Source organism: Pseudomonas sp. GL_135, assembly GCF_057834665.1.
Genome location: NZ_CM174408.1, coordinates 944,407 through 968,919, shown reverse-complemented (window position 1 = coordinate 968,919; position 24,513 = coordinate 944,407). Strand labels below are relative to the sequence as shown.

26 protein-coding genes are annotated in these 24,513 nt (G+C 59.6%); 14 read left to right on the top strand and 12 right to left on the bottom strand.

Features of this window, described 5'->3' with window-relative positions; all coding sequences use genetic code 11:
• Nucleotides 1–55: 55 nt before the first annotated feature.
• The 11 genes from AC3ISG_RS04395 (at nt 56) to AC3ISG_RS04345 (ending at nt 8,670) form a co-directional block, all read left to right on the top strand.
• Nucleotides 56–1,030, top strand: a complete 975-nt coding sequence (locus AC3ISG_RS04395) for a KpsF/GutQ family sugar-phosphate isomerase (RefSeq protein ID WP_122622498.1) — start codon at nt 56–58, stop codon at nt 1,028–1,030.
• Nucleotides 1,031–1,564, top strand: coding sequence for a 3-deoxy-manno-octulosonate-8-phosphatase KdsC (gene kdsC, locus AC3ISG_RS04390; protein WP_172609601.1), 534 nt, complete (start codon nt 1,031–1,033; stop codon nt 1,562–1,564). It abuts the gene before it with no gap.
• Nucleotides 1,565–1,574: 10 nt separating this feature from the next.
• Complete coding sequence (gene lptC, locus AC3ISG_RS04385) at nt 1,575–2,147, top strand: LPS export ABC transporter periplasmic protein LptC (RefSeq protein ID WP_037014789.1); 573 nt, start codon at nt 1,575–1,577, stop codon at nt 2,145–2,147.
• Nucleotides 2,134–2,676, top strand: a complete 543-nt coding sequence (gene lptA, locus AC3ISG_RS04380) for a lipopolysaccharide transport periplasmic protein LptA (RefSeq protein WP_037014791.1) — start codon at nt 2,134–2,136, stop codon at nt 2,674–2,676. The genes lptC and lptA overlap by 14 nt, the downstream gene beginning before the upstream one ends.
• Nucleotides 2,676–3,401, top strand: a complete 726-nt coding sequence (gene lptB / locus AC3ISG_RS04375; protein ID WP_074884367.1) for an LPS export ABC transporter ATP-binding protein — start codon at nt 2,676–2,678, stop codon at nt 3,399–3,401. Before lptA ends, lptB begins: the two co-directional genes overlap by 1 nt.
• A gap of 189 nt (nt 3,402–3,590) precedes the next feature.
• Nucleotides 3,591–5,084 (top strand): RNA polymerase factor sigma-54, encoded by a 1,494-nt coding sequence (locus tag AC3ISG_RS04370; RefSeq protein ID WP_122622499.1) that lies wholly within the window; start codon nt 3,591–3,593, stop codon nt 5,082–5,084.
• 76 nt (nt 5,085–5,160) lie between these two features.
• A complete protein-coding gene (gene hpf, locus AC3ISG_RS04365; protein ID WP_037014798.1) occupies nt 5,161–5,469 on the top strand; it encodes a ribosome hibernation-promoting factor, HPF/YfiA family in 309 nt (102 codons plus the stop codon).
• 12 nt (nt 5,470–5,481) lie between these two features.
• Nucleotides 5,482–5,946, top strand: coding sequence for a PTS IIA-like nitrogen regulatory protein PtsN (ptsN, locus tag AC3ISG_RS04360; protein ID WP_489298593.1), 465 nt, complete (start codon nt 5,482–5,484; stop codon nt 5,944–5,946).
• Between the two features lie 2 nt (nt 5,947–5,948).
• Complete coding sequence (rapZ, locus tag AC3ISG_RS04355; protein WP_122535903.1) at nt 5,949–6,806, top strand: RNase adapter RapZ; 858 nt, start codon at nt 5,949–5,951, stop codon at nt 6,804–6,806.
• Nucleotides 6,807–6,822: 16 nt separating this feature from the next.
• Complete coding sequence (locus AC3ISG_RS04350) at nt 6,823–7,095, top strand: HPr family phosphocarrier protein (protein ID WP_489298592.1); 273 nt, start codon at nt 6,823–6,825, stop codon at nt 7,093–7,095.
• A gap of 45 nt (nt 7,096–7,140) precedes the next feature.
• Nucleotides 7,141–8,670, top strand: coding sequence for a sensor domain-containing diguanylate cyclase (locus AC3ISG_RS04345; protein WP_163021987.1), 1,530 nt, complete (start codon nt 7,141–7,143; stop codon nt 8,668–8,670).
• Between the two features lie 43 nt (nt 8,671–8,713).
• Here the strand turns inward: AC3ISG_RS04345 and AC3ISG_RS04340 are convergent, their stop codons facing one another.
• Complete coding sequence (locus AC3ISG_RS04340; RefSeq protein ID WP_122535900.1) at nt 8,714–9,187, bottom strand: PA2169 family four-helix-bundle protein; 474 nt, start codon at nt 9,185–9,187, stop codon at nt 8,714–8,716.
• Nucleotides 9,188–9,419: 232 nt separating this feature from the next.
• Here AC3ISG_RS04340 and AC3ISG_RS04335 point away from each other — a divergent pair, with 232 nt between their 5' ends.
• Together AC3ISG_RS04335 and AC3ISG_RS04330 are read left to right on the top strand one after the other, a co-directional pair.
• Nucleotides 9,420–9,683 carry a DUF3820 family protein gene (locus tag AC3ISG_RS04335; RefSeq protein ID WP_122535899.1) on the top strand — a complete coding sequence of 88 codons (264 nt, stop codon included), beginning with the start codon at nt 9,420–9,422 and terminating at the stop codon, nt 9,681–9,683.
• Nucleotides 9,684–9,711: 28 nt separating this feature from the next.
• Nucleotides 9,712–10,917: an aminotransferase class V-fold PLP-dependent enzyme gene (locus AC3ISG_RS04330; RefSeq protein WP_489298591.1), complete on the top strand. Its 1,206-nt coding sequence runs from the start codon at nt 9,712–9,714 to the stop codon at nt 10,915–10,917.
• A 345-nt stretch (nt 10,918–11,262) separates the two neighbouring features.
• Here AC3ISG_RS04330 and AC3ISG_RS04325 read toward each other — a convergent pair whose 3' ends face one another.
• Genes AC3ISG_RS04325 through zwf form a run of 3 tightly spaced genes read right to left on the bottom strand, consistent with a single transcriptional unit; the run spans nt 11,263 to nt 14,130 of the window.
• Nucleotides 11,263–11,937, bottom strand: coding sequence for a bifunctional 4-hydroxy-2-oxoglutarate aldolase/2-dehydro-3-deoxy-phosphogluconate aldolase (locus AC3ISG_RS04325; protein ID WP_489298590.1), 675 nt, complete (start codon nt 11,935–11,937; stop codon nt 11,263–11,265).
• Nucleotides 11,938–11,954: 17 nt separating this feature from the next.
• A complete protein-coding gene (gene pgl / locus AC3ISG_RS04320; protein WP_489298589.1) occupies nt 11,955–12,674 on the bottom strand; it encodes a 6-phosphogluconolactonase in 720 nt (239 codons plus the stop codon).
• Nucleotides 12,661–14,130 carry a glucose-6-phosphate dehydrogenase gene (gene zwf, locus AC3ISG_RS04315; protein WP_122535895.1) on the bottom strand — a complete coding sequence of 490 codons (1,470 nt, stop codon included), beginning with the start codon at nt 14,128–14,130 and terminating at the stop codon, nt 12,661–12,663. The genes pgl and zwf overlap by 14 nt, the downstream gene beginning before the upstream one ends.
• A 230-nt stretch (nt 14,131–14,360) precedes the next feature.
• Here zwf and AC3ISG_RS04310 point away from each other — a divergent pair, with 230 nt between their 5' ends.
• Complete coding sequence (locus tag AC3ISG_RS04310; protein WP_065992054.1) at nt 14,361–15,230, top strand: MurR/RpiR family transcriptional regulator; 870 nt, start codon at nt 14,361–14,363, stop codon at nt 15,228–15,230.
• A 38-nt stretch (nt 15,231–15,268) separates the two neighbouring features.
• On the opposite strand, the gene AC3ISG_RS04305 is transcribed toward AC3ISG_RS04310, so the two are convergent.
• The 8 genes from AC3ISG_RS04305 to AC3ISG_RS04270 all read right to left on the bottom strand — a co-directional run bounded on the left by AC3ISG_RS04305 (nt 15,269) and on the right by AC3ISG_RS04270 (nt 24,459).
• The gene (locus AC3ISG_RS04305; RefSeq protein WP_489298588.1) at nt 15,269–16,144 is read right to left on the bottom strand and encodes an aldose epimerase family protein; all 876 of its coding nucleotides are present in this window, start codon (nt 16,142–16,144) and stop codon (nt 15,269–15,271) included.
• Nucleotides 16,145–16,312: 168 nt separating this feature from the next.
• The gene (locus AC3ISG_RS04300; protein WP_122535893.1) at nt 16,313–17,668 is read right to left on the bottom strand and encodes a carbohydrate porin; all 1,356 of its coding nucleotides are present in this window, start codon (nt 17,666–17,668) and stop codon (nt 16,313–16,315) included.
• Between the two features lie 137 nt (nt 17,669–17,805).
• On the bottom strand, nt 17,806–18,966 hold the full coding sequence (locus AC3ISG_RS04295) for an ABC transporter ATP-binding protein (protein ID WP_122535892.1): 1,161 nt from the start codon (nt 18,964–18,966) through the stop codon (nt 17,806–17,808).
• A 2-nt stretch (nt 18,967–18,968) separates the two neighbouring features.
• Nucleotides 18,969–19,814, bottom strand: a complete 846-nt coding sequence (locus AC3ISG_RS04290) for a carbohydrate ABC transporter permease (RefSeq protein ID WP_122622506.1) — start codon at nt 19,812–19,814, stop codon at nt 18,969–18,971.
• Nucleotides 19,807–20,715, bottom strand: coding sequence for a carbohydrate ABC transporter permease (locus tag AC3ISG_RS04285; RefSeq protein WP_037014845.1), 909 nt, complete (start codon nt 20,713–20,715; stop codon nt 19,807–19,809). Before AC3ISG_RS04285 ends, AC3ISG_RS04290 begins: the two co-directional genes overlap by 8 nt.
• Before the next feature lie 114 nt (nt 20,716–20,829).
• Nucleotides 20,830–22,116, bottom strand: coding sequence for an ABC transporter substrate-binding protein (locus AC3ISG_RS04280; protein WP_122535890.1), 1,287 nt, complete (start codon nt 22,114–22,116; stop codon nt 20,830–20,832).
• Nucleotides 22,117–22,254: 138 nt separating this feature from the next.
• Nucleotides 22,255–23,715 (bottom strand): ATP-binding protein, encoded by a 1,461-nt coding sequence (locus AC3ISG_RS04275; protein WP_489299454.1) that lies wholly within the window; start codon nt 23,713–23,715, stop codon nt 22,255–22,257.
• A 6-nt stretch (nt 23,716–23,721) separates the two neighbouring features.
• A complete protein-coding gene (locus AC3ISG_RS04270; protein WP_122622508.1) occupies nt 23,722–24,459 on the bottom strand; it encodes a response regulator in 738 nt (245 codons plus the stop codon).
• Between the last annotated feature and the right edge of the window lie 54 nt (nt 24,460–24,513).

The window sequence follows — 24,513 nt, the reverse complement described above, 5'->3', positions numbered from 1 at the left end:
CTTTTGAACATTGCCGCTATAATCCCCGGCTTTTCACCAAGCGACCCCTTCCGATATGTCCACTGCGCGCAATCTGATTGAATCGGCACAGAGCACCATCCGCCTTGAAATAGAAGCAGTGGAAGGTTTGCTTGCGCACATCAATGCCGATTTCGTCAGCGCGTGCGACATGATCCTGGGCAGCCAGGGCCGCGTAGTCGTGGTCGGCATGGGTAAGTCCGGGCATATCGGCAAGAAGATCGCCGCCACCCTTGCCAGCACCGGCACCCCTTCGTTTTTTGTGCACCCGGCTGAGGCCAGCCACGGCGACATGGGCATGATCACCAGCGCCGACATCATTCTGGCCCTGTCCAATTCGGGAACGACGGCTGAAATCGTCACGCTGCTTCCGCTGATCAAGCGCCTGGGCATCAAGATGATCAGCCTGACCGGCAACCCGGAGTCAACGCTGGCCAAGGCCGCAGACGTCAACCTCAATGCGCGGGTCGAAAAAGAAGCCTGCCCGCTGAATCTGGCGCCCACCTCCTCCACCACGGCGGCGCTGGTCATGGGCGACGCCCTGGCCGTTGCGCTGCTGGACGCCAGAGGCTTCACCGCCGAAGACTTCGCTTTTTCCCACCCGGGCGGTGCGCTGGGTCGTCGGCTGCTGTTGAAGGTCGAGCATGTCATGCACACTGGCGTCGACCTCCCGCAGGTTGCGCGGGGCACGCCGCTTCGCGATTCTCTGATGGAAATGACCCGCAAGGGGCTGGGCATGACCGCCATCATCGAGAGCGATGGCCGCCTTGCCGGTATCTTCACGGACGGTGATTTGCGTCGCACCCTGGATCGCCCGATCGACATCCGCCAGGCCAGCATCGATGAAGTGATGACCGTCCATGGCAAGACCGTGCGCCCGGAGATGCTTGCGGCCGAAGCCTTGAAAATCATGGAAGACAACAAGATCGGCGCACTCATCGTGGTCGACGAGAACGATCGCCCTGTTGGCGCGTTCAACCTTCAAGACCTGCTCCGCGCAGGAGTCATGTAAATGAGCGCCGATATGAATGACCTGATGCAACGCGGCAAGAACATCAAACTGGCGATCTTCGATGTCGATGGCGTGCTCACCGACGGGCGCCTGTATTTCCTCGAAGACGGCAGCGAATTCAAGACGTTCAACACGCTCGATGGCCAGGGCATCAAGATGCTCATCAACTCGGGCGTTACCACCGCCATCATCAGCGGACGCAAGACCCCCGTGGTTGAGCGGCGGGCGAAGAACCTCGGCATCGCACATCTTTATCAGGGCCGAGAAGACAAACTCGTGGTTCTCGATGAGCTTTTGCAGCAACTGAATCTAAGCTACGAACAGGTCGCGTATCTGGGTGACGATTTGCCTGATCTGCCGGTCATTCGCCGGGTCGGTCTGGGCATGGCCGTTGCCAACGCTGCCGGCTTCGTCCGCGAGCATGCCCACGGCACCACCCAGGCACGTGGCGGCGAAGGCGCTGCCCGCGAATTCTGCGAGTTGATCCTGAAAGCTCAGGGCAACCTCGAAGCGGCTCACGCCGCCTACCTATAGAAGTGCATTTATGCTGAGCAAAAAGTTTCGAACATTTCTGCTGTTCGGCGTGCTGGCACTGCTGCTGGCAGCGGTCGGCTACTGGAACATCAGTCCGGAGAGCTTCCTCGATCAACCCAAGGCTGCCGTGGATGAAAGCGCTGTCGATTACTATGCGACCAACGCCCACAGCATTCAGTACCTGCCCGACGGGACCATGCAGTACGACATGACCGCCGACAAGGTCGAGCACCTCAAAGCCACCGACGTCACCCTGATGACCACGCCGGTGCTGCAGATGTATCGAGGTTCGACCTTCCCGTGGCACGTACAGAGCGTTCGCGCCGAAGTGTCGCCGGGCGGTGATCACGTCGAGCTGATCGACTCGGTGCGCATCAACCGCACCGACGAAAAGAACCGCACCACTATCATCACAAGCAGCCGCATGACTGTATTCCCGCAGAAGCAATATGCGGAGACTGCCCAACCCGTTAGAATCGACGGCCTTGGCGGTGTAACGACCGGCACGGGTATGAAAGCGTATCTGAAAGAAAGCAGGATGAACCTGCTATCCAACGTAAGAGGACAGTATGAGGCTCGTTAAAACCCTTCCTTTTTTGCTCGGCCTGGGCGCAGCACTGGGAAGCGCGAGCGCCTGGTCTCTGCCGACGGATCGCGATCAACCCATCCACATCCAGTCGGATGACGCGCAGCTGGACGACAAGCAAGGCATCGCCACGTACAAAGGCAATGTCATCATCACCCAGGGCACGATGAAGATCACCGGCAACACTGTGACCATCACCCGCACGCCGCAAGGCGACGTGGACGTGTTCACGTCCGTGGGCAACCTGGCCTACTACGAGCAGAAGCCATCGGTGGACAAGCCGATCGTTCAGGCCTGGGGTGTCACTATTCAATACTTCGCGGCGCAGAACCGCATCGTGCTGATCGACAAAGCCAAAGTGGTCAACGATGGCAACACGTCCGAAGGCGAGAAAATTGTCTATGACACCGTCAAGCAGGTCGTGAACGCCGGCCGCGCCAACGGCACCAAGGTCACCGCACCACGCCCTCGCATCGACATGGTCATCCAGCCGAAAAAGAAAACCGACCAGCAGAAGGCCCAGTAATGGCAACGCTGAAAGCCCAACACCTGGCCAAGGCCTATAAAAGCCGCCAGGTGGTACGTGACGTCAGCCTGTCCATCGAGAGCGGCCAGATCGTTGGCCTGCTCGGCCCCAACGGCGCCGGCAAGACCACCTGCTTCTACATGATCGTCGGCCTGGTTCAGGCGGATCAGGGTCGCGTGCTGATCGACGACCAGGATGTCAGCCACCAGCCGATGCATGGCCGCGCCCGGGCCGGTATTGGCTACCTGCCACAGGAAGCGTCGATCTTTCGCAAGCTTTCCGTCTCGGACAACATCATGGCGATCCTTGAGACTCGCAAGGAGCTTGATCGCGCGGCCCGCCGCAAAGAGCTGGAAAGCCTGCTGCAGGAATTTCACATTACCCACATCCGCGACAACCTGGGTATGAGCCTGTCGGGCGGGGAACGTCGCCGTGTGGAAATTGCACGCGCCCTCGCCACTTCGCCGAAATTCATTCTGCTCGACGAACCGTTTGCCGGTGTTGACCCTATTTCGGTAGGCGACATCAAGCAGATCATTCACCACCTCAAGGCCAAAGGGATCGGCGTGCTGATCACTGACCACAACGTGCGTGAAACGCTGGATATCTGCGAAACCGCCTACATCGTCAACGATGGCCAGCTGATTGCCGAAGGCGACGCCGAGTCCATCCTGGCCAACCAGTTGGTCAAGGAAGTGTATCTGGGTCACGAGTTCCGCCTGTAACCGCAGTGATGACATGAGGTCGTGCGCCCTCCCGTAACGGATGCCATCGCCGACCTCGTTTTTTAATTGTCATCACACTCTAGGCAAACCCTCCAGCTTCAGGCATATAATTTGCTTAAGTTGGCGCCATCGGCGCCCTGGTAGTAAATGGCGCGCAGTGCGCCGGCGAATAAGGTGTTAAGCCCTGCCATGAAACCTTCGCTAGTCTTGAGAATGGGCCAGCAGCTGACGATGACACCTCAGCTGCAACAGGCAATCCGCTTGCTTCAGTTGTCGACGCTGGATCTCCAACAGGAGATTCAGGAGGCGCTGGAGTCGAACCCGATGCTGGAACGGCAGGAGGAAGGCGACGATTTCGACAACGCCGACCCCTTGGCCGATAACGTAGAGCAAAAGCCCAACGCTGACGTTCAGGAACCCACTTATCAGGAGTCTGCGCCTACCGTCGACAATCTGGATGAGGGTGACTGGAACGAGCGCATCCCCAACGAACTGCCGGTCGACACGGCGTGGGAAGACGTCTATCAGACCAGCGCCAGCAGCCTGCCCAGCAATGATGATGACGAGTGGGATTTCACCACCCGCACCTCCGTTGGCGAGAGCCTGCAAAGCCACCTGCTCTGGCAGCTCAATCTGGCGCCGATGTCGGACACCGATCGCCTGATCGCCGTGACCCTGATCGATTGCATCAACAACCAGGGCTACCTCGACGAAACACTCGACGAATTGCTCGACGCGTTCGATCCCGAGCTCGATATCGAGCTGGACGAAATCGAAGCCGTTCTGCACCGCATCCAGCAGTTCGAGCCTGCGGGCATCGGCGCTCGCAACCTGAGCGAATGCCTGCTGCTGCAACTTCGCCAGTTGCCGGCCAAAACCAAGTGGCTGGCAGAAGCGCAGAAGCTGGTCAGCGAGTACATCGATCTGTTGGGCAGCCGCGACTACGCGCAACTGATGCGCCGCATGAAGCTCAAGGAAGACGACCTGCGCCAGGTCATCGAGCTGGTCCAGAGTCTCAACCCGCGCCCCGGCTCGCAGATCGAATCCAGCGAACCCGAATACGTCGTACCTGACGTCATCGTGCGCAAGGACAACGAGCGCTGGTTGGTGGAGCTGAACCAGGAATCCGTGCCGCGCCTGCGGGTCAATCCGCAATATGCAGGCTTTGTGCGTCGAGCCGATACCAGTGCCGACAACACGTTCATGCGCAATCAGCTGCAAGAGGCGCGCTGGTTCATCAAGAGCCTGCAGAGCCGCAACGAGACGCTGATGAAGGTGGCCACGCAGATCGTCGAACACCAGCGCGGCTTTCTGGAGTACGGGGACGAGGCCATGAAGCCGCTGGTTCTGCATGACATTGCTGAAGCGGTTGGCATGCACGAATCGACGATTTCCCGGGTGACCACGCAGAAGTTCATGCACACGCCGCGCGGGATTTACGAACTCAAATATTTCTTTTCCAGCCACGTCAGCACCTCCGAAGGCGGCGAGTGCTCGTCCACGGCGATTCGCGCGATCATCAAAAAACTGGTCGCCGCGGAAAATCAGAAAAAGCCGTTGAGTGACAGCAAGATCGCTGGTTTACTGGAAGCACAAGGCATTCAAGTGGCCCGTCGCACAGTCGCCAAGTACCGCGAATCCCTCGGGATCTCGCCGTCCAGCGAACGCAAGCGACTGATGTAAAGGTCACACGTCAAAGCGTTCCAGTGGCAGGCATTACGCCTGCCTCTTAATGCACTGGCAACGAAGGAGAAGCTGTATGCAAGTCAACATCAGTGGACACCAGCTGGAAGTGACTGAACCTCTGCGTACCTACATCGGCGAGAAACTCGCCCGATTGGAACGCCACTTTGACAAGATCACGAATGTGCAGGTCACCATGGAGGTCGAGAAGCTCAAGCAGAAAATCGAAGCCACCCTGCACGTTCCTGGCGCTGAAGTGGTTGCCAACGCCGAACACGACGACATGTATGCAGCCATTGACCTGCTTGCCGACAAGCTTGACCGCCAACTCAAAAAACATAAGGAAAAACAGCAAAGTCTGCTGCAAGGCGCGACTGCTCGCTGACACTCCCCACCCATGATCCGACTTGAAAATATCCTGACCCCTGGCCGTTCACTCGTGAACGTGCCAGGCGGCAGCAAAAAAGCTGTACTCCAGAACATCGCCAAAATGATCGGCACGCAAGTGCCTGATCTGGATGAGCAGGAGGTGTTTGAAAGCCTCATTGCCCGTGAAAAGCTCGGTTCCACCGGATTCGGTAACGGCATCGCCATTCCCCACTGTCGGCTGAAGGGCTGTTCAACGCCTGTCAGCGCCGTACTGCATCTGGAAAAGCCCATCGATTTCGACGCCATCGACGGCGCTCCGGTTGACCTGCTGTTTGTGCTGCTTGTCCCGGAAGCGGCCACCGATGCTCACCTTGAATTGCTCCGCCAGATCGCCAGCATGCTCGACCGTGAGGATGTGCGTAAGCGGCTGCGCGGTGCCAAAACCGCTGAAGAGCTCTACAACGTCGTGCTCGACGTCCAGAACGGTCACTGACCATGCGCATGATCATCGTCAGCGGCCGCTCCGGCTCCGGCAAGAGCACAGCCCTCGATGTCCTTGAAGACAGCGGTTTCTACTGCGTCGACAACCTGCCTGCCGGCCTGCTGCCGGAGCTGGCCGAACGCGCGCTGATCAACAGCGAACTGGCTGAGCCCCTGCTGGCGGTCTCGATCGACGCACGCAACCTGCCCAGTCACCTGACGCGATTCCCGCGCATGCTCGCCGAGGTTCGCGCCCGGCACATCCAGTGCGACGTGCTGTTCCTCGATGCCGATGAACCTACCCTTCTCAAGCGCTTTTCCGAGACCCGTCGCCGTCATCCGCTGAGCACGGCGACGCGCTCGCTGGCCGAAGCGATCCGTGACGAGAAAACCCTGCTGGGTCCGATCATCGATCTGGCTGACCTGACGGTCGACACCACGCACCTTAATCTCTATCAGTTGCGCGACATCCTCAAGTTGCGCCTGCTGAACAAACCCGAGCCGGGCACTGCCTTCCTCATCGAATCCTTTGGCTTCAAGCGTGGCATGCCCGTGGATGCCGATCTGGTGTTCGACGTGCGCTGCCTGCCGAACCCGTACTGGAAGCCCGAACTGCGTGAGCAGTCGGGCCTCGACAAGCCGGTGGCCGATTACCTGGCCGCTCAACCGGACGTCGAGGAAATGTTCCAGGACATCTTTTCGTACCTCAATAAGTGGTTGCCGCGCTTCGCCGCCAGCAACCGCGCCTACGTCACTATTGCCATTGGCTGCACCGGCGGACATCACCGCTCTGTCTACCTGACTGAACGTCTGGGTCAGGTGCTGCAGCAATCGCTCAAGAATGTTCAGGTCCGCCACCGCGACCTAAGCTGAAAGGACCTCCCTCGCGATGCCCGCTCTAGAAATCACCATCACCAACAAGCTGGGTCTGCACGCCCGGGCCGCCGCCAAATTCGTGGGTGTCGCCGGCAAGTACCCTTGCCAGATCAGGGTCGGTCGCACGCCGGAGACCATGGTCGATGGCAAAAGCATCATGGCCGTCATGATGCTGGCTGCCGGGAAAGGCACCCTGATCCACCTGGCCACCGAAGGTGACGAAGCCGATGCCGCCCTGGCCGGGTTGGTAGAACTGATCAACAACAAGTTCGACGAAGGCGAATAAGCCTTACCGCTGCACGACGCTTTCCTTCCCCGTCAGAGATGATCGATGCCACTGACAGCCATGCCTCCATTAGCGCGAGGGATCAGATCAGGGTCCGAGAAGATGCTGATGCTGGGCAGCGCCCTGGCGGTGGGAGCCATCCTGGCCATCGTCACTTGGTTGTTGTTTCGGGAGCTGGGCACCGCCAACGAAGCCGCCGTGCGCTCGGCGAACAACGTGGTGCAGTTGATCGATGCGGATGTGCAGCGTAACGCCGAGCTGTACGACACCTCTCTTCAGGGCCTGATCGCTGCATGGCGACGACCCGATGTCATGACGATTTCGCCGGAGTTACGGCAGTTGGTGCTGTTCGACCGGGCTACGGCGGCGCCCTACAAGGGCGATCTGGTGCTGCTCGATGAAACCGGGCGCATCGTTGCCGATTCCACTTCTCTAACGCCTCGACTGGACAACTTTTCCGATCGGCCAGGCTTTCAAAAACACCGGGAGAGCAGCTCGCTGGCGCTGGTGGTAGACGGACCGTTCCTGTCGCGCTGGGGCTTCAAGGACCTGTGCATCAGTTTCAGTCGGCGTCTCCCCTCCGACACCGGCCAGTTCATCGGCATCGCCAGTGCATCAATGCGCCTGTCGTATTTCAACCAGCTGTTTCGCACGCTGGACATCGGCCCCACCAGCACCGTCAACTTGCTCAGCGCAGATGGCGTGCTGCTCGCCCGCCAACCCGATGAAAACAATCGCACCTTTGTCGGCCAGAACTTCAGTATGCGTCCCAATTTCAAACGCATTCTGGACGAGGTCAACGGCAGCTTTGCCGCCGTGTCCGAACTCGACGGCGCCAAGCGGCTGTACACGTTCTCACGGGTCGGGGATTTGCCGTTGATCGTCGTGGTCGCTCAATCGCAGGATGATGTCTACGCCGTGTGGAAGCGCAATGCCCTGCTGGTGGCGGGCGCCACCGGTCTGCTGTGTATCGGCATCCTTTCGCTGTCGTGGCTGTTGGGCCGCCAACTGCGGTTGCGCCAGAACGCCGAGCGCGAACTGGCTGGTCTGGCGTCCACGGATGGGCTGACGGGTTTGGCTAATCGCCGCAGGCTGGATCAGGCGCTCGCGCAGGAATGGGCGCGCGGGATACGTTCAGGGCGACCTTTGGCGCTCCTGATGATCGACGTAGACCACTTCAAGGCGTTCAATGACCGCCATGGGCATCATGGCGGCGACGTCGCCTTGCGCAGTGTTGCTCAGACACTGGCTGCCAGCATTCGCAGGCCGGGTGACCTGGCCGCGCGCTACGGCGGTGAGGAATTCATGGTAGTGCTACCAGAGACCGACAAGGCAGGTGCCTGCGTTATCGCAGAAAAGCTGCGTCTGGCAATCGAAGCGCTGCCGCCGTTCGCCAATGACACAGCGCCCATCACCGTGAGCATCGGCGTCGCCACGCATCTGCCGGTGACCCACGACTTGCCCGGGGCTTTGTTTCAAGCCGCTGACCGGGCTCTGTATCGCGCCAAAAGAAATGGCAGAAATCGGGTAGAAGTCGGAGCGTACGACCCGCCTTCCGCCGAACTGCAGACATAAAAAAACGCCAGACTGGCTGGCGTTTTTTCGAACCTGCTGCAAATTACTTGTTGGCAGCACGAACGGTGTCACGCAGGGCTTTGACCTTGTCGTGGTTCGCTTGCACGCCCTGCAGCTGACGCTGGATCAGGCTCGTAACGTTGACTGGCAGGTTCTTCTCGGTCGCTTCCTGAGCAGCTTTTTTGTAAGCCTTCAGGGCGTGGTCTTCGCCGCTTTCGACTTCGTTCAGGACCGCTTCGTCGTTCTTGCCGCTCAGAGCGCTTTTCAGGTTGACCCACAGACGGTGTGCGCCGCCCGCGATGCTGGAGGAGTCTTCTGGATCGCCGCCCAATGCGCGGACCTCAGCTTGCAATTCGGCAACCGAAGTCTTGCAGCCGGAGGAACGCGAAAGCAGGTAAGCCTTGATTTCCGGGTTCTTGGCATCTTCAGCGGCAGTGTGAAAACCTTTCTCACCGTCAATGCTGGTCTCGATCAAGTCATTCAGAACAGAGATGGCTTCTTTGTTGATATCCGACATTTTGCGGTTCCTTTCTGGCAGGTTTATCAAAGGTTGAGTTAATGAAACATTCGATAGAGGGGATATTGCATTGTGCATGCCAGCTTTCCACAGCATTAAATACCTATATTTTTCAATCAGTTAACAATATCAAGCGACAGTTGTTCCGCGCTTTATGCATGATCTGTGTGTTTGAGCAATTGCAGAATGCACGTATCTTTCAGGTTCACTCGAACGGATAAGCGGTTTTTGAATGAATCCAGAGAAACTCAAGCTGTTGGTCACGCGCGACATGCCGTTCGGCAAGTATCAGGGTCGGTTGCTGGCAGATCTGCCTGGGGACTACCTGAACTGGTTCGCCCGCCAGGGGTTTCCCGCCGGGGAACTGGGCAGCCTGCTGGCGCTCATGCACGAGATTGATCACAACGGTCTCTCGGCACTGCTGGACCCCTTGCGCACCCGACCTCGCGAGCCTTTGCGTCCAGGTCCCTCAAAAGCCCCCATACGCTTCAACTAAACGTCCATTGATAAAAGCGAGCCGCGTGATGAACAGCACTGCATACGCAATAACGGATTTGGCGGATGAACAGGCTCGGGACGAAGGGTTCTGGCAGCAGGTCGCGGCGCAGTACGACGTGGAGCCTGGGCCGGTCAATTTCGAATACGGCTATTTTGGCCGCATGACCCGCGCGGCACTCAAGGATTACGAGCAGAACCTCTCTTACGTCAATCGCAGCAACTCGGTCTACGTGCGGCAGAAGTTCGATACCGACGACAGCGAGATCATTCGCGCCGACCTTGCCGATCTGCTGAACGTACCCGTCCGCGAAGTCGCCCTCACCCGTTCCGCCTCGGAGTCGGTGCAAGCGCTGATTCGCAACTACAACGGGCTCGCGGCAGGCGACCAGGTGCTGGTCAGCGACCTGGATTACAACAGCGTACAGACCGGCATGCGCTGGCTGGCGAAAAACCGTGGCGTGGAAGTGATTGAGGTCACTCATCAGCACCCTGCGAGCCATGATGCGCTGCTGCAAACTTACCGCGACGCCTTTGCCGCACATCCACGGCTCAAGCTGGTGGCGCTGACTTACGTCACCCACCGGACCGGGCTGGTAATGCCGGTGAAGGCCATCGCCGAGCTCGCCAAAGCCCACGGCATCGAAGTCATTCTGGATGGCGCCCATGCCTTGGGCCTGCTGGATTTCGAACTGGCTGACCTTGGCGTGTCGTTCGCCGGCTTCAACCTGCAGAAATGGATTGGCGCGCCGCTGAGCCTGGGCTTCATTTATGTGAAGCAGGACCGCCTGAGCGCCATCGATCCCGACATGGCAGACGAGCGCTATGGTGCGGACGACATCCTTGGGCGCGTGCCTTACGGGACGCCGAATATTCCGGCATTGATGACCCTGCCCAAAGTCTTCGCCGAGCATCGCGCCATGGGCGGCGCACCGGCCAAAGGCGCACGTTTGGCCTACCTGCGAGACCTGTGGGTGACTCAAGCGCGCAGCATCGATGGCATCGACGTGTTAACCCCGGACGACCCTCGGCTCTATTGCGGCATCACGTCTTTCCGGTTCAGCCGTCACGCGGATCAGGAACTCATGGTCAAGCGACTGCTCGATGAGCACGGCATTTTTGCAGTGACGCGGGAAGGCTCGGCCTGTGGGACGTGCATCCGCATCACGCCGGGATTCACCACGTCGGCAAAAGACGTTGAACAGCTGGTAGCAGCACTCCGCGCGCTGGCTTGAGGTCTGCCTCGATAGGCGGCACCGGGATCAGCGCCTTCGATAAGCCCGTAGAAAAAAAGACGGCGCCTCCATGACGGAGGCGCCGTAAATCCATCGAGAAACGAACTACAAAGGAGCGGCAAAGATAAGCGCTCCTGCCACCGCCTGTGCGGTACATATGTATCGCGTATAAAAAGCGCAAAAAAAAGGCGTTCCCGACCAAGGAACACCGTAAAAAAGCCATGCAACAACGACTTCTGCAGCAACGCCCCGACAGGGCGCCATAAACGGATCATGCTCAGCAGTTAAACAGCCTCCACTTGAACGAAAGCTGTCGGAGCCTGCGCCTGACCGGCAAATCCTGACTCAGTCGAACAACGCGATGGCTTCGGCAGTGGCGTCGGTAATCCGCTGCCAGTCGCCGTTCTTCACCCACGCGTTATCGATCATCCAGGTGCCGCCAACGCACATCACGTTGGGCAGCGCCATATAGCTTTTCAAGTTGGCCGCACTGACGCCGCCGGTTGGGCAAAAGCGCACTTCCGGGAAGGGGCCGCCAAGCGCCTTGATGGCACCCACACCGCCACTGATTTCCGCCGGAAACAGCTTGAAGCGGCGATAACCCAGCGCGTAACCGATCATGATTTCCGAAGCGCTACTGATGCCTGGCAGCAGCGGCAATTCGCTCAGCGCGGCGGCTTCCAGCAGATCCTGGGTGCTGCCGGGGGTGACGATGAACTGTGAACCCGCTTCCTCGGCCGCTTTGAGCATATGGCGGTCAAGGATGGTGCCGGCGCCAACGCTCAGCTCAGGGCGCGCGTCACGCAGCATGCGAATGGCTTTGAGGCCGAACTCCGAACGCAGGGTGATTTCCAGCGCATTCAGACCGCCAGCGGCCAGGGCATCGGCCAGCGGCAGAACATCCTGTTCACGGGCAATGGTAATGACCGGCAGAATCTTCGCTTTTGCGCAGAGTGCGTCGATCTGGGCAATCTTGCTCGCCATGCTATTCAACGGCTGTTTCACTTGGGTATTTTTCATGGCGGCTGATCCTTTGCTTATGGGCACCAGTAGATCTCTAGAGACGGGTTGAGGAACGCGCGCACCGGCATTTCGGCAAGGTCATCGCCTGCCAGTGCAGCGCGCAGTGTGTCGAGTTTGGCCTGGCCGGAAACGGACAGAATGGTGGTCGCTGCCGATGCCAGGACCGGACGTGTCAGGGTCAGGCGCTGATGCGGGACGGTCGGCGCGAGCATGGGCAGGCAACGACGCTCGCTATTGAGGTCCAGCGCTTCCTTCAGATGCGGACTGTCGGGGAACAGCGACGCGGTGTGGCCGTCGTCCCCCATCCCCAGAATGAGCACGTCGATGTTCGGCAGCGCCTTGAGCGCTTCGTCCGTTGCAGCCGCGGCTTCATCCACTGTCGTGGTCGCACGGTACAGGCTAAAGAACCGCGCCTCGGCCGCCGGGCCCTGAAGCAGGAAACGCTTGAGCAGGCCTTCGTTGCTGTCGGCGTGCTCGGTCGGTACCCAACGCTCGTCGGCCAGGCTCACGCAGACTTTCGACCACTCGAGCGGCTTCTGCGCCAGCGCCTTGAAAAACGCCACCGGACTTTTGCCGCCCGACACCACCAACGTGGCCGTGCCGTGGGGGTTGCTGGAAATCGCAGCCGTCAGTCGCTCGGCCACCTGATCAGCCAGCGCGTTCGCCAAAACTTCGGGGCTATCGAATTCGTGGGCCTTCAGGCCCGCCGGAAATTCAAGTTCACATATCGCCATACCAGGACCTCCCGTCACGCGTAATAAGAGCAATGGAGCTCATCGGCCCCCAGGAACCGGCCGGGTAAGGCTTGGGCGCATCGCCCGCCTTTTTCCAGCCAGCGATCAACTGGTCACACCATTGCCAGGCGTATTCAATTTCGTCTTTGCGGACAAACAGGTTCTGATTGCCACGCATGACCTCCAGCAACAACCGCTCGTAGGCGTCCGGCACGCGGGCGCTGCGGTAGGCGTCGGAGAAGCTCAGTTGCAAAGGGTTGCTGCGCAGCTGCATGCCCTTGTCCAGGCCCTGATCCTTGGTCATCACTTGCAGCGAGATGCCTTCATCGGGCTGCAGGCGGATAATCAGTCGGTTGCTGATCTGCAAGCGCTGCTCTGGGGCGAAGATGTAATGCGGCGGCTCTTTGAAGTGGATCACGATCTGCGAGAGCTTTTGCGGCATGCGCTTGCCGGTACGCAGGTAGAACGGCACGCCTGACCAGCGCCAGTTACGGATGTCGGCACGAATGGCGACGAAGGTTTCCGTGTCGCTCTGGGTATTGGAGTTTTCTTCCTCCAGATAGCCCGGCACCGGCTTGCCCTCGCTGTAGCCGGCGATGTACTGACCACGCACCACCTGTGTGGCGAGACGCTCCGGGGTGAACGGCGCCAGTGCCTTGAGCACTTTCACCTTCTCGTCACGGATGCTGTCGGCGGACAGGTCGCTGGGCGGGTCCATCGCGATCAGGCACAGCAGCTGCAGCAAGTGATTCTGGATCATGTCGCGCAGCTGACCGGCCTGGTCGAAATAGCCCCAACGCCCTTCGATGCCGACCTTTTCCGCCACGGTGATTTCCACGTGAGAAATGTGGTTCTGGTTCCACTGCGTCTCGAACAGGCTGTTGGCAAACCGCAGGGCAATGAGGTTCTGCACCGTGTCCTTGCCCAGGTAGTGGTCGATCCGGTAGATACGGGTTTCAGGCAGGAACTTGGCAACGGCATCGTTCACCCGGCGCGACGACGCGAGGTCGTGGCCAATGGGTTTTTCCAGCACGGCGCGGGTGCGATCGGTCAGGCCAACCAGCGCGAGGTTTTCGCAGATGGCGCCATAGACCGACGCCGGGGTCGCGAAGTAGGCAATCATGGTCGGCGCGTCGCCCACGGCTTCGGCGAGCGCGACGTAATCCTCGCCCTTGAGAAAGTCGACGTGCAGGTAACTCAGGCGGGCCTGAAAACGCTCCACGTGTTCGGTCTCAAGCTGCGCCTCGGGAACAAAGCGACGCAGGCTTTTATCGATGTAGGCCAAGTGCTCCTCAGGAGTGCCGGGCTCACGGGCCAACGCAATAATTCGGGTCTCGGCATGCAGCAGTCCAGCTCGGTCAAGCTGATACAACGCAGGAAACAGTTTGCGTACCGCCAGGTCACCCAAGGCGCCAAACAACGCAAAAGTGCACGGTTCAACCGTAATCGAGAGCATAATGTTGGTTCTTTTATCAAGTTAAGCTACAAATACCTTTTTTAAAGGCGTTACTCAAGGCCGAATGTAGTAATAACCACAACATCCCCACCAGAATCACATTAGAGTGGTGATCACCACAGGCCCTCAGTACGATAGGCCACCTTTGCGACAGGCTAAAGGCCAAATTCCCACTCTTCAAATAAAGGCCTGTCCACCGGCCTGTCGCCGTTTCATCAGAAGGACAAACAATGGACCGCGTACGCAATCTTCTGGAGCAGATCCAGAGTCGCCTGGAAGAGCTGAACAAGGCCGAGCGCAAGGTCGCCGAGGCGATTCTGAGCAATCCGCAGCAGGCCACCCGTTTCAGCATCGCTGCGCTGGCACAGGCTGCGAAAGTCAGTGAACCGACGGTCAACCGCTTCTGCCGCTCATTCGATGTCAGCGGCTATCCGGAGCTGAAACTTCAGCTGGCCCAGAGCCTGGCCAGCGGCGCCGCCTACGTCAGCCGCGCGGTGGAAGCCGATGACAACCCGGAAGCCTACACCCGCAAGATTTTCGGCAGTGCCATCGCGTCCCTCGACAGCGTGTGCCAGGTGCTTGATCCCAACCTGATCAGCAAAGCGGTCGACTTGTTGATTCAGGCGCGGCAGATCCACTTCTTCGGCCTCGGGGCTTCGGCGCCTGTGGCATTGGACGCGCAGCACAAATTCTTCCGCTTCAATCTCGCGGTCACGGCCCATGCCGACGTGCTGGTGCAGCGCATGCTGGCCTCGGTGGCGCACACCGGCGAGCTGTTTGTGATCATTTCCTACACTGGGCGCACCCGCGAGCTGGTGGAAGTGGCGCGGATCGCCCGGGAGAACGGCGCGTCAGTGCTGGGCCTCACCGCCGCCGACTCGCCGCTGGCAAAGGCCAGCACGCTGAGCCTGAACATCCCGCTGCCCGAAGACACCGACATCTATATGCCCATGACGTCGAGGATCGTCCAGCTGACGGTGCTGGATGTGCTGGCAACGGGCATGACCCTGCGTCGGGGCGTCGACTTCCAGCCACACCTGCGCAAGATCAAGGAAAGCCTGAACGCGAGCCGGTATCCCGCGGACGATGAGTTGAATTGAGGGAACGCCTCACTGGGAGGCGATCCCCGCCTCGACACTCAGTGAACCAGAGTGGCCTGCAGGCTCAGACTGGCGTGCTGCCCGGGCGCCAGGCTGAGGCAATCATCAACACCTGACGCCGCCTCGATACGCAAGAAGCCCATGGCTTCATCGCCACCCACACCGAGCAAGGGTCGGCTGCCGGGATGCCAGACCACCGTGCTGTCGCTGTCTCCGGTGTCGATGCACAGACGCCGCTGCCAGGTGTCATCCTGTAGCTCAAGCAGTCCGGCATGCTCGAATACCCGCTGACAACTGCCCTGGACCCGTAGCTCGCCCCGCTGCTCGCAGGCGCTGCGGCTGAGTTCATCGTAGCCGTGGGCACCGTCGAGCCCTTGGAGCGCAACATCTGCCACGTCGCTGATGCGCCAATAGGCGTGCAAGCCATGGCCGAAGTGGCAAGGCTCGCTGTCGTCGTGACGCGTTTCAAGGCGCAGGTCCATCGCCTGCCCCAGCTCAGCGAAGAGCTCGGCCTGCCAGTCCCACAATCTGAGCTGCCAGCGCAAGGTCACTCCCAGCGCGTGCTCATGGCTTTCAACCAGTTTCCAGTCGAGCAGCCGGCCCCAGCCATTCGCCGGCCAGCCACTCTCCCCCGGATGACGCCCGACCCAGGGCCAACTGACCGGCACGCCGCCGCGGATCGCACCGACCAGAGGCCAATGGGCAGCACACCACAACCACGGCTTCTGCCCGGCAGGTTCGAAATGCAGGAGTTGAGCGCCCTGCCGACTGAACACGGCCTGGCACTGGGCATGGTTGATCACCAGCACATCGCGCTGTTGGTAGCGTTCCCACTGAAAAGTCGGTTGCGGTCGCACCGAAGTGAAAAAACGCTGAAGAGGATGCTCGGTTGAGCCGGAATCCCTGAAGGGCATCGTGGTAGCACTCCAGATTGCGGTCACTCGTCACGCGAGAAAAAATGCTCCGAACACGGAGCCATTGCTGCGGAATAAATAGCGGAAAAAAAACGGGCAGCCAGGCTGCCCGTAAAGCACACACGACCCTTGATCGTTTGTGGAGCGCGGAGGAGCGTCCGCTTTAACTTAGAACTTCGACTGAATCTTGATACCGGCAACCAGTGCGTTCTGAACGTCGTCCACACCGCCCGGGCTCTTCACGTACTGCAGGTTGGGACGCACGGTCAGCCAGTCGGTTACGTGCACGCCGTAGTAGATTTCCGAGTTGTATTCGGTCTTCTGGATCGGCAGATAGCCTGGGTTGTCGTAGTCTTCGATACCGTTGACGGCGTTGACCAGGCGACGGTTGTCCTGAGCATCATCGTTCACGTGGATACGCGCGACGCCGATACCGATGTCATCCTTCGGACGTGCATCGAACGGGCCTTTGTAAACGAAGCCGACCTGCTGGTAGTTGTCGACGAAGTTGGTGGCTTTGTCATGCACAGTCGCGTTGGCGAAAATGCTCAGACCACGGGATGCGTCGCCGTTGTGCGCGGTCAGCTGTTGCTGAGCCACGACCCACCAGCCGTGCTTGTCTTTGTGAGACTTGAAGTCACCGCCAGCAGTCGCCTGAGGCTGGCCGTTTTCGTTCTCGTAGAGATCGTCGGCGCTCGGATTGCTCACGTAGTAGCCCAGACGGTATTCGCCTGGCAGCGAGTTGACGCTTGGCGACCACACCACTTCAACCGGTACGACGGTGCCTTTGGAGCCGCTGCCGCTGAGCTTGAAGCTGTTGCCGGTTTCGAGGTACGAAGGGTTCTGCTCGTAGACACCGATCTGGGCGAACAACTCAGGCGTGATGTTGTACTTCACGCGTGCAGCCCACTGGCTGACCGGCCAGTTGTACCAGGTGTTTACGTAGTTACCGACTTGCGAGCCGCAGAACGACAGGTTCTGGAAGTCGCAAGGGAAGCTGTTGAAGTCTTCGCCTTCGCCGAAACGGCCGACCTTGATGTCCAGTTTGCCGTCGAAGTACTTCTGCTTGACCCACATCTGGGTCAGACGCCAGGTCTGGCCACGGCCCCAGACTTCCTGGGAGGAGCTGAGCGTGCCGGCACGCGGATCGCCGATACGGTCGTTGGAAATGTTGTTGCCACTACGCTCGGTGATCGCGAGCTTGAACTCTGCGTCGTGCCAGCCGAGGATTTTTTGCAGGTCCATCTGAACGCCAAACGCAAACTGGTCGCTGTAGCGGCCGGTTCTGTCGTCGTTGTAACCACCGTTGAGGTTGGAGGCGGCTTCGCCTACATACTCGATCGGGAAGTCGTAACCCTTGTCATACAGCTCTTGACGCAGACCACCCCAGTCACCGGTCATGTGCTCGCTGGCCTTGAAAGGCTCCATTGCAGACGCCGTTCCGGAAATCGTCAACGCGCTCAGGACAGACAACCCACCGATCAGCTGAAACTGGTTAAGCGACTTGTTACGTACCTTTTTCATCCCTTGGATCCTCGTTTTATTGTTATTAGCTTTTGAACAGCGTTGTAACCACGTACATCGTGTGCATGACGGGTTTTGTACGGCAGACATCCACCCGCCACAGGTGCTCGTTTGTGCAGTGCTCCTGCACGTCGGGATCAGTTGCGGTTGAGCCGCGTGACATTCCCCATGTTCTCCACCGACTGACTCGGTGCCAACACGCCAAGGCGCTCGCCGGTTTTGGCGTCGAACAGCAGAACCTTCGCCGGATCGAACTGCAGCGTCAAGGTCTCGCCCACAGCAGGTGCAATATCCGGAGCCAGACGGCAGCAGACCTTGCTCTCGTTGAGGGTAACGAATACCAGCGTATCCGGGCCAGTCGGCTCCGTCACCTGGACTTCGGCGCGAATGGTCGGCAGACCTGCAGCATCACCGGACGCTAGCACAATCTGCTCGGGACGCAGGCCCAGAATCACCTCACGGTCTTCAAGGCCGGCGTCGTTCATGCTCATCGGCAGTTCGCAACGGGCCTGACCGCTGTCGAGCAACGCGACGAGGCGACCGTCCTTGCGTTGCAGACGCAGCGGGATGAAATTCATGGGCGGCGAGCCGATGAAGCTCGCCACGAACAGGTTGGCCGGGTCGTTGTAGATCTGCTTGGGCGTGCCGAACTGCTGAATGATGCCGTCCTTCATGACCGCCACCTTGTCGCCCAGGGTCATCGCTTCGATCTGGTCGTGGGTCACGTAGACCGTGGTGGTCTTCAAGCGCTGGTGCATCAGTTTCATTTCGGTCCGCATCTCGACGCGAAGCTTGGCGTCGAGGTTGGAAAGCGGCTCGTCGAACAGGTAGATCTTCGGACGACGGGCCAGTGCCCGGCCCATGGCCACACGCTGTTGCTGACCACCGGACAATTGCCCCGGCTTGCGGTTGAGCAGGTGCTCGATCTGCAGCAGCTTGGCGACCCGCGCCACTTCGGCGTCGATATCAGCCTGATTCATCTTGCGAATCTTCAGCCCGAACTCGATGTTTTCGCGCACGCTCATGGTCGGATACAGCGCGTAGGACTGGAACACCATTGCGATGTCACGATCCTTCGGGCTCATGCCGCTGACGTCCTGATCACCAATCATGATCGCGCCGCCGGTAATGTTTTCCAGGCCAGCGATGCAGTTCATCAGGGTCGACTTACCGCAGCCCGAAGGACCGACCAGAATCAGGAACTCGCCTTCTTTGATCGAGAGCTCGATGTTCTTCAGGGTGTCCGGCAGACCGGCCCCGTAAGTCTTGTTTACATTGCGTAGTTCAAGCGTTGCCATGATTACCCCTTGACTGCGCCGGCCGTGAGCCCGCGCACGAAATACTTGCCTGCGACCACGTAGACCAGCAGGGTCGGCAGACCGGCGATCATCGCCGCCGCCATATCAACGTTGTATTCCTTGACGCCGGTGCTGGTGTTGACCAGGTTGTTCAGCGCGACCGTGATCGGCTGCGAATCACCACTGGAGAACACCACGCCGAACAGGAAGTCGTTCCAGATCTGGGTGAACTGCCAGATCAGGCAGACCATGATGATCGGCGTCGACATCGGCAGAATGATCCGACGGAAGATGGTGAAGAAGCCCGCACCGTCCAATCGTGCCGCTTTCACCAGAGCGTCCGGAATACTCACGTAATAGTTACGGAAGAACAGCGTGGTGAACGCCAGACCGTAAACGACGTGGACGAACACGAGACCTGTGGTGGTGCTGGCCAGGCCCATTTTGCCGAGGGTGAAAGACGCCGGCAGCAGGACGGTCTGGAACGGCAGAAAGCAACCGAACAGCAGCAGACCAAAGAACAACTGCGAACCGCGGAAGCGCCACATCGACAGTACGTAGCCGTTCAGCGCACCAATGGTGGTAGAGATCAGCACCGCGGGAACGGTGATCAGGAACGAGTTCCAGAAGTAGCCCTTCACCGTCGCCCAGGCTTTGATCCAGCCGATGGCGGTCACTTCGGTCGGCCAGCTGAGCAGGTTGCCGCTGCCGATGTCTTCCGGCGACTTGAAGCTGGTCAGCAGCATGACCACCAACGGCACCAGATAAATGAACACCGCCACGATCAGCACCGCATATATGGCGACGCGGCTCAGGCTGAGGGCAGGCTTGTTGACGAGACTAGTCATTGCGCTTGGCCCTCAGCTCGGAATACAGATAAGGCACAAGGATGGCGAGAATTGCGCCGAGCATCAGAATCGCACTGGCGGAACCCATGCCCATCTGGCCACGGCTGAAGGTGAACGAGTACATGAACATCGCGGGCAAGTCGGACGAGTAGCCCGGGCCACCGGCCGTCATGGCTGCTACCAGGTCGAAGCTCTTGATGGCGATGTGCGCCAGGATCATGACCGCACTGAAGAACACCGGACGCAGGCTTGGCAGCACGACCTTCCAGTAGATTTTCGGCATGCTCGCGCCGTCGATCTGCGCAGCACGGATGATCGACTGATCGACACCGCGAAGGCCCGCCAGGAACATCGCCATGATGAAGCCTGACGCCTGCCATACCGCAGCGATCACCAAGCAGTACACAACGCGGTCCGGGTCGATCAGCCAGTCCAGGCGAAAGCCTTCCCAGCCCCAGTCACGCAGCAGTTTGTCCAGGCCCATGCCCGGGTTGAGCAACCATTTCCAGGCCGTACCGGTGACGATCATCGAGAGCGCCATCGGGTACAGGTAGATGGTGCGGATGAAACCTTCGCGGCGGATGCGCTGATCCAGAAAGACTGCCAGCAGCACGCCAACCACCATGCTGATGCCGATGAACATGCCACCGAACACCGCGAGGTTTTTGCTGGCTACCCACCAGCGGTCGTTGTCGAACAACCGCGCGTATTGCGCCAGACCCACAAATTTGTAGGTCGGCAGGAAAGTCGAGTTAGTGAACGACAGAACGAACGTCCACAGGATATAGCCGTAGAAGCCCACCAATACGATGAACATGCTGGGCGCCAGCACCAGTTTGGGTAGCCAGCGCTGCAGTGCATCGAACGGCGAGGCTTTGCTGAACACAGCAACAGAACTCATGGTGAAAATCCAATAAGAAGTGAAAGCGGCCGCAAGTCGCAAGCCTCAAGCTGCAAGTCAGAAGCCAATCATCGATCAGCTTGAGACTTGCAGCTTGCCGCTAGTCGCTGGCCTTTATTTGGCAGACTTGATCGCAGCGCCCAGCTTCTTCGCCGCGTCGGCCGGATCGGCTTTCGGGTCGTTGATGAAGTTGGTCACGACGTCAAAGAACGCGCCTTGCACGGCCAGTGTGGTGGCCATGTTGTGCGCCATGCTTGGTTGCAGGCCGCCGGTTTTGGCGTCAGCCAGGAAGTCCTTGGCAGCGGTCTGGGCGCACGAGTCGAAACCGTACTTGCCCATGTCAGCCAGCATGTCGTTGCGAACAGGGATCGAGCCTTTGTTGATGCTGAAGACTTTCTGGAAGTTTTCACCCAGCACGACCTTGGCGATGTCCTGCTGACCCGCAGCAGTACCCGCATCCTTCTGCTTGAAAACAGCCAGGGAGTCGATGTTATAGGTGAACGCCTTGTCGGTGCCCGGGAACGCTACGCACTCGTAGTCCTTGCCGGCGACTTTCTTGGCGGCGGTCCATTCGCTCTTGGCCCAGTCACCCATGATCTGCATGCCGGCCTTGCCGTTGATGACTTTGGCGGCTTCCAGGTTCCAGTCCTGGCCTTTGCCGTCGGCATCCATGTAGGTGGCGACCTTCTTCAGCTCGGTCAGCGACTTGACCATTTCAGGGCCGGTCAGCGCAGCGTTGTCGAGGTCGACCAGTGCCTTCTTGTAACCATCGGCGCCCATGACAGAGAGAACGACGGCTTCAAAAACGGTGCTGTCCTGCCAGGGTTGGCCACCGTGGGCCAGAGGGATGAAGCCTGCCGCTTTGAGCTTGTCGCCCGCTGCGTAGAATTCTTCGAGGGTGGTAGGGGCTTTTTCGATACCGGCTTTCTTGAAGACTTCCGGGTTGATCCACAGCCAGTTGACGCGGTGGATGTTCACCGGCACGGCCACGTAATCACCGTCGTACTTCACGGTATCGGAGACTTTCTTGTCCAGCAGGCTGTCCCACTTCTCCTCTTTGGAGACGTTTTTCAGCACATCGGTATCAAGCAGGCCAGTGGACGCCCATTCCTGAATGTCCGGGCCTTTGATTTGGGCAACGCCAGGCGGGTTGCCAGCAACGGCGCGGCTCTTTAGCACGGTCATTGCAGTTGCACCGCCGCCGCCTGCGACAGCGCCGTCTTTCCAGGTGAAACCGTCTTTTTCAACTTGCGCGCGGAGCACATCGACAGCGGCTTTTTCGCCACCGGACGTCCACCAGTGCACAACTTCGACGGTGCCTTTGGCATCAGCCGCCATGGCGCTCAGAGGGAACAACGAGGCGAGGGAAATAAGTGCAGCGAGACGGGAAATCGAATTCATATCTGACCTTTCTTGTTGTTATGCATGAGCAAGTCGTGGCGCTTGCGCTGCGTGGATTCTAACCAAGGGGTTAGAGCGGACGGTAACGAAGGGATGCGCAAATGTCACAGAGCTGTGACATTCAAGAAAGGGGCCGAATTACTCCACACCACGCGGCAGATACAGCGTGACCCGCAACCCGCCTTCGCGCATGTTCCGCAACGTTACTTCGCCGCCATGGCTATGGGCAATGTTGCGCGCAATTCCGAGCCCTAGTCCGTAGCCCTGCTGGTGTTTGCCGGCCAGCCGGAAGTGCGGCTCGAAGACCTGCTCCAGCCGCTGTTCCGGTACGCCCGGGCCTTCGTCTTCGACGTGCAGAATGAACGCGTCGGCGTCGTCTTCGACGAACAGGTGCGCGCGGTCGCCGTACTTGATCGCGTTATCGATCAGGTTGCCCATGCAGCGACGCAGCGCCAGAGGCTTGCCGTAGTACATCGACATCGCCTTGCCCTGCAACGTGACACGGCCCGCGCCATCAGGGGCGAGATAGGGTTCGATCAGGCAATCCAGCGCGTGGTTGAGGTCAACCGGCTCGATATTCTCGTGAATATCGGTGTCCTTCACGCACTGCAACGCGCCTTTTACCAGCAGCTCCAACTCGTCCAGGTCACGGGTGAATTTAGCCTGCATCTGTTCGTCTTCGAGCAGTTCAACGCGTAGCCGCAAGCGGGTGATCGGCGTGCGCAAGTCGTGAGAAATCGCGCTGAACAACTGGCCGCGCTCGGTCAGGTAACGGCTGATGCGATCGCGCATGGTGTTGAACGCCCGCGTCACCTCCACCACTTCACTGCCGCCGCCCTCCACCACCGGCTCGACGTCGGCACCCAGCGACAGATCCCGCGCAGCATGAGCCAGACGCTTGAGCGGGCCGCTCTGCCAGTGCACCAGCAGGCCGATGAAGACCAGCAGAAAGAGACTGGTCAGCGCAATGAACCAGACCTGCTGAGAAGGCAGACCTTCGGCTTCGAGCATGGTGTAGGGCTCAGGCAGCAGCGAGGCGATGTACAGCCATTCGCCAGGCGACAGCTCGATCTGCGTCACCAGCACGGGCGGATTCACCGGTTCGAGGGTCAGCGCGTAATGAGCCCACGAGCGTGGCAGCTCATCGAGCCTGAGGCCGCTGTTGAAAATGCGCAGGTCTTCGGGACGCACGAAGCGCACGAGGATATCCGGGTCGGCGCCAAGGTTCTGCCGCAACACCTGACCGACCACATCGATGACCGCTGTCTTGCGCACGGTGGGCTCAAGCACCTGCATTTCCAGCGGGCGGTCATTAAGTGAAACGAAGAAACGCGTGCCGCCCATGCTGCGCAGTTGATCGAGTACCAGCGGCCGAAACGCGACAGGCAGCGAGCGGAAGTAACTCACGCTTGCCGCCATGGAAAAACCCAGGCTGCGGGCACTGGTGACCAGGCCTTCCATTTGCGTCGCGCGCAATTGCGAGAGCCAGATCAGGCTGGACAGGGTTTGCGCCAGCAGCACGGCGAGCAAGGTCAGCAGCAACATGCGCCCGAGCAGCGAGCGAGGCACCGGCAAGCGACGTTTCCTGTCGACCACCATCAAGGGCTAGTAGCCGTTGCCGGCTTGCGGCAGCACATTGGCTGCCAGCAGATAACCGCTGCCTCGCACGGTGCGGATCAATCGCGGCGCCTTGCCGGTGTCACGCAAACGCTGACGCAGGCGGCTCACCGCCATGTCGACGATGCGCTCCAGCGGCATCAGCTCACGGCCACGGGTGGCGTTGCCGATGGTGTCGCGATCGAGAATCTGTTGGGGGTTGTCGAGGAACAGCTTGAGCAGCGCGAAATCGGCGCCGGACAAAATCACCTCCTCGCCGTCGTTGTGAAACAGACGATGACTGACCATGTCCAGCCGCCATTCATCGAACACCAGCACTTCACCGCCGCTGCGTTCCTGGCCGAATTGGGCACGGCGCAACAGGGCTTTGATCCGGGCCTGAAGCTCACGGGGGCTGAAGGGTTTGGCCATGTAGTCATCGGCGCCGAGCTCCAGACCAATGACGCGATCAGCCTCGTCGGAGCTGGCGGTGAGCATGATGATGGGAATATGCGGCTGACGCGGATGCTGCCTGACCCAGCGACACAGGCTGAAGCCGTCTTCATCGGGGAGCATGACGTCGAGAATCAGCAGGTCGCTGGCCTCTTCGTTGAACGCCTGACGAAACTCCGCCCCATCGCCGACCGTGCGCACCTGAAAACCGGATCGGCTCAGGTAGGCTTGCAGCAACTCGCAAATCTCCTCGTCATCGTCGACCACCAGAATCGATTTACTGACAGCGTTCACATGGTCGTCCTTGTGAGCAATGGTGGGTAAGGCAGCTTCAAGCTTCAAGCTCAA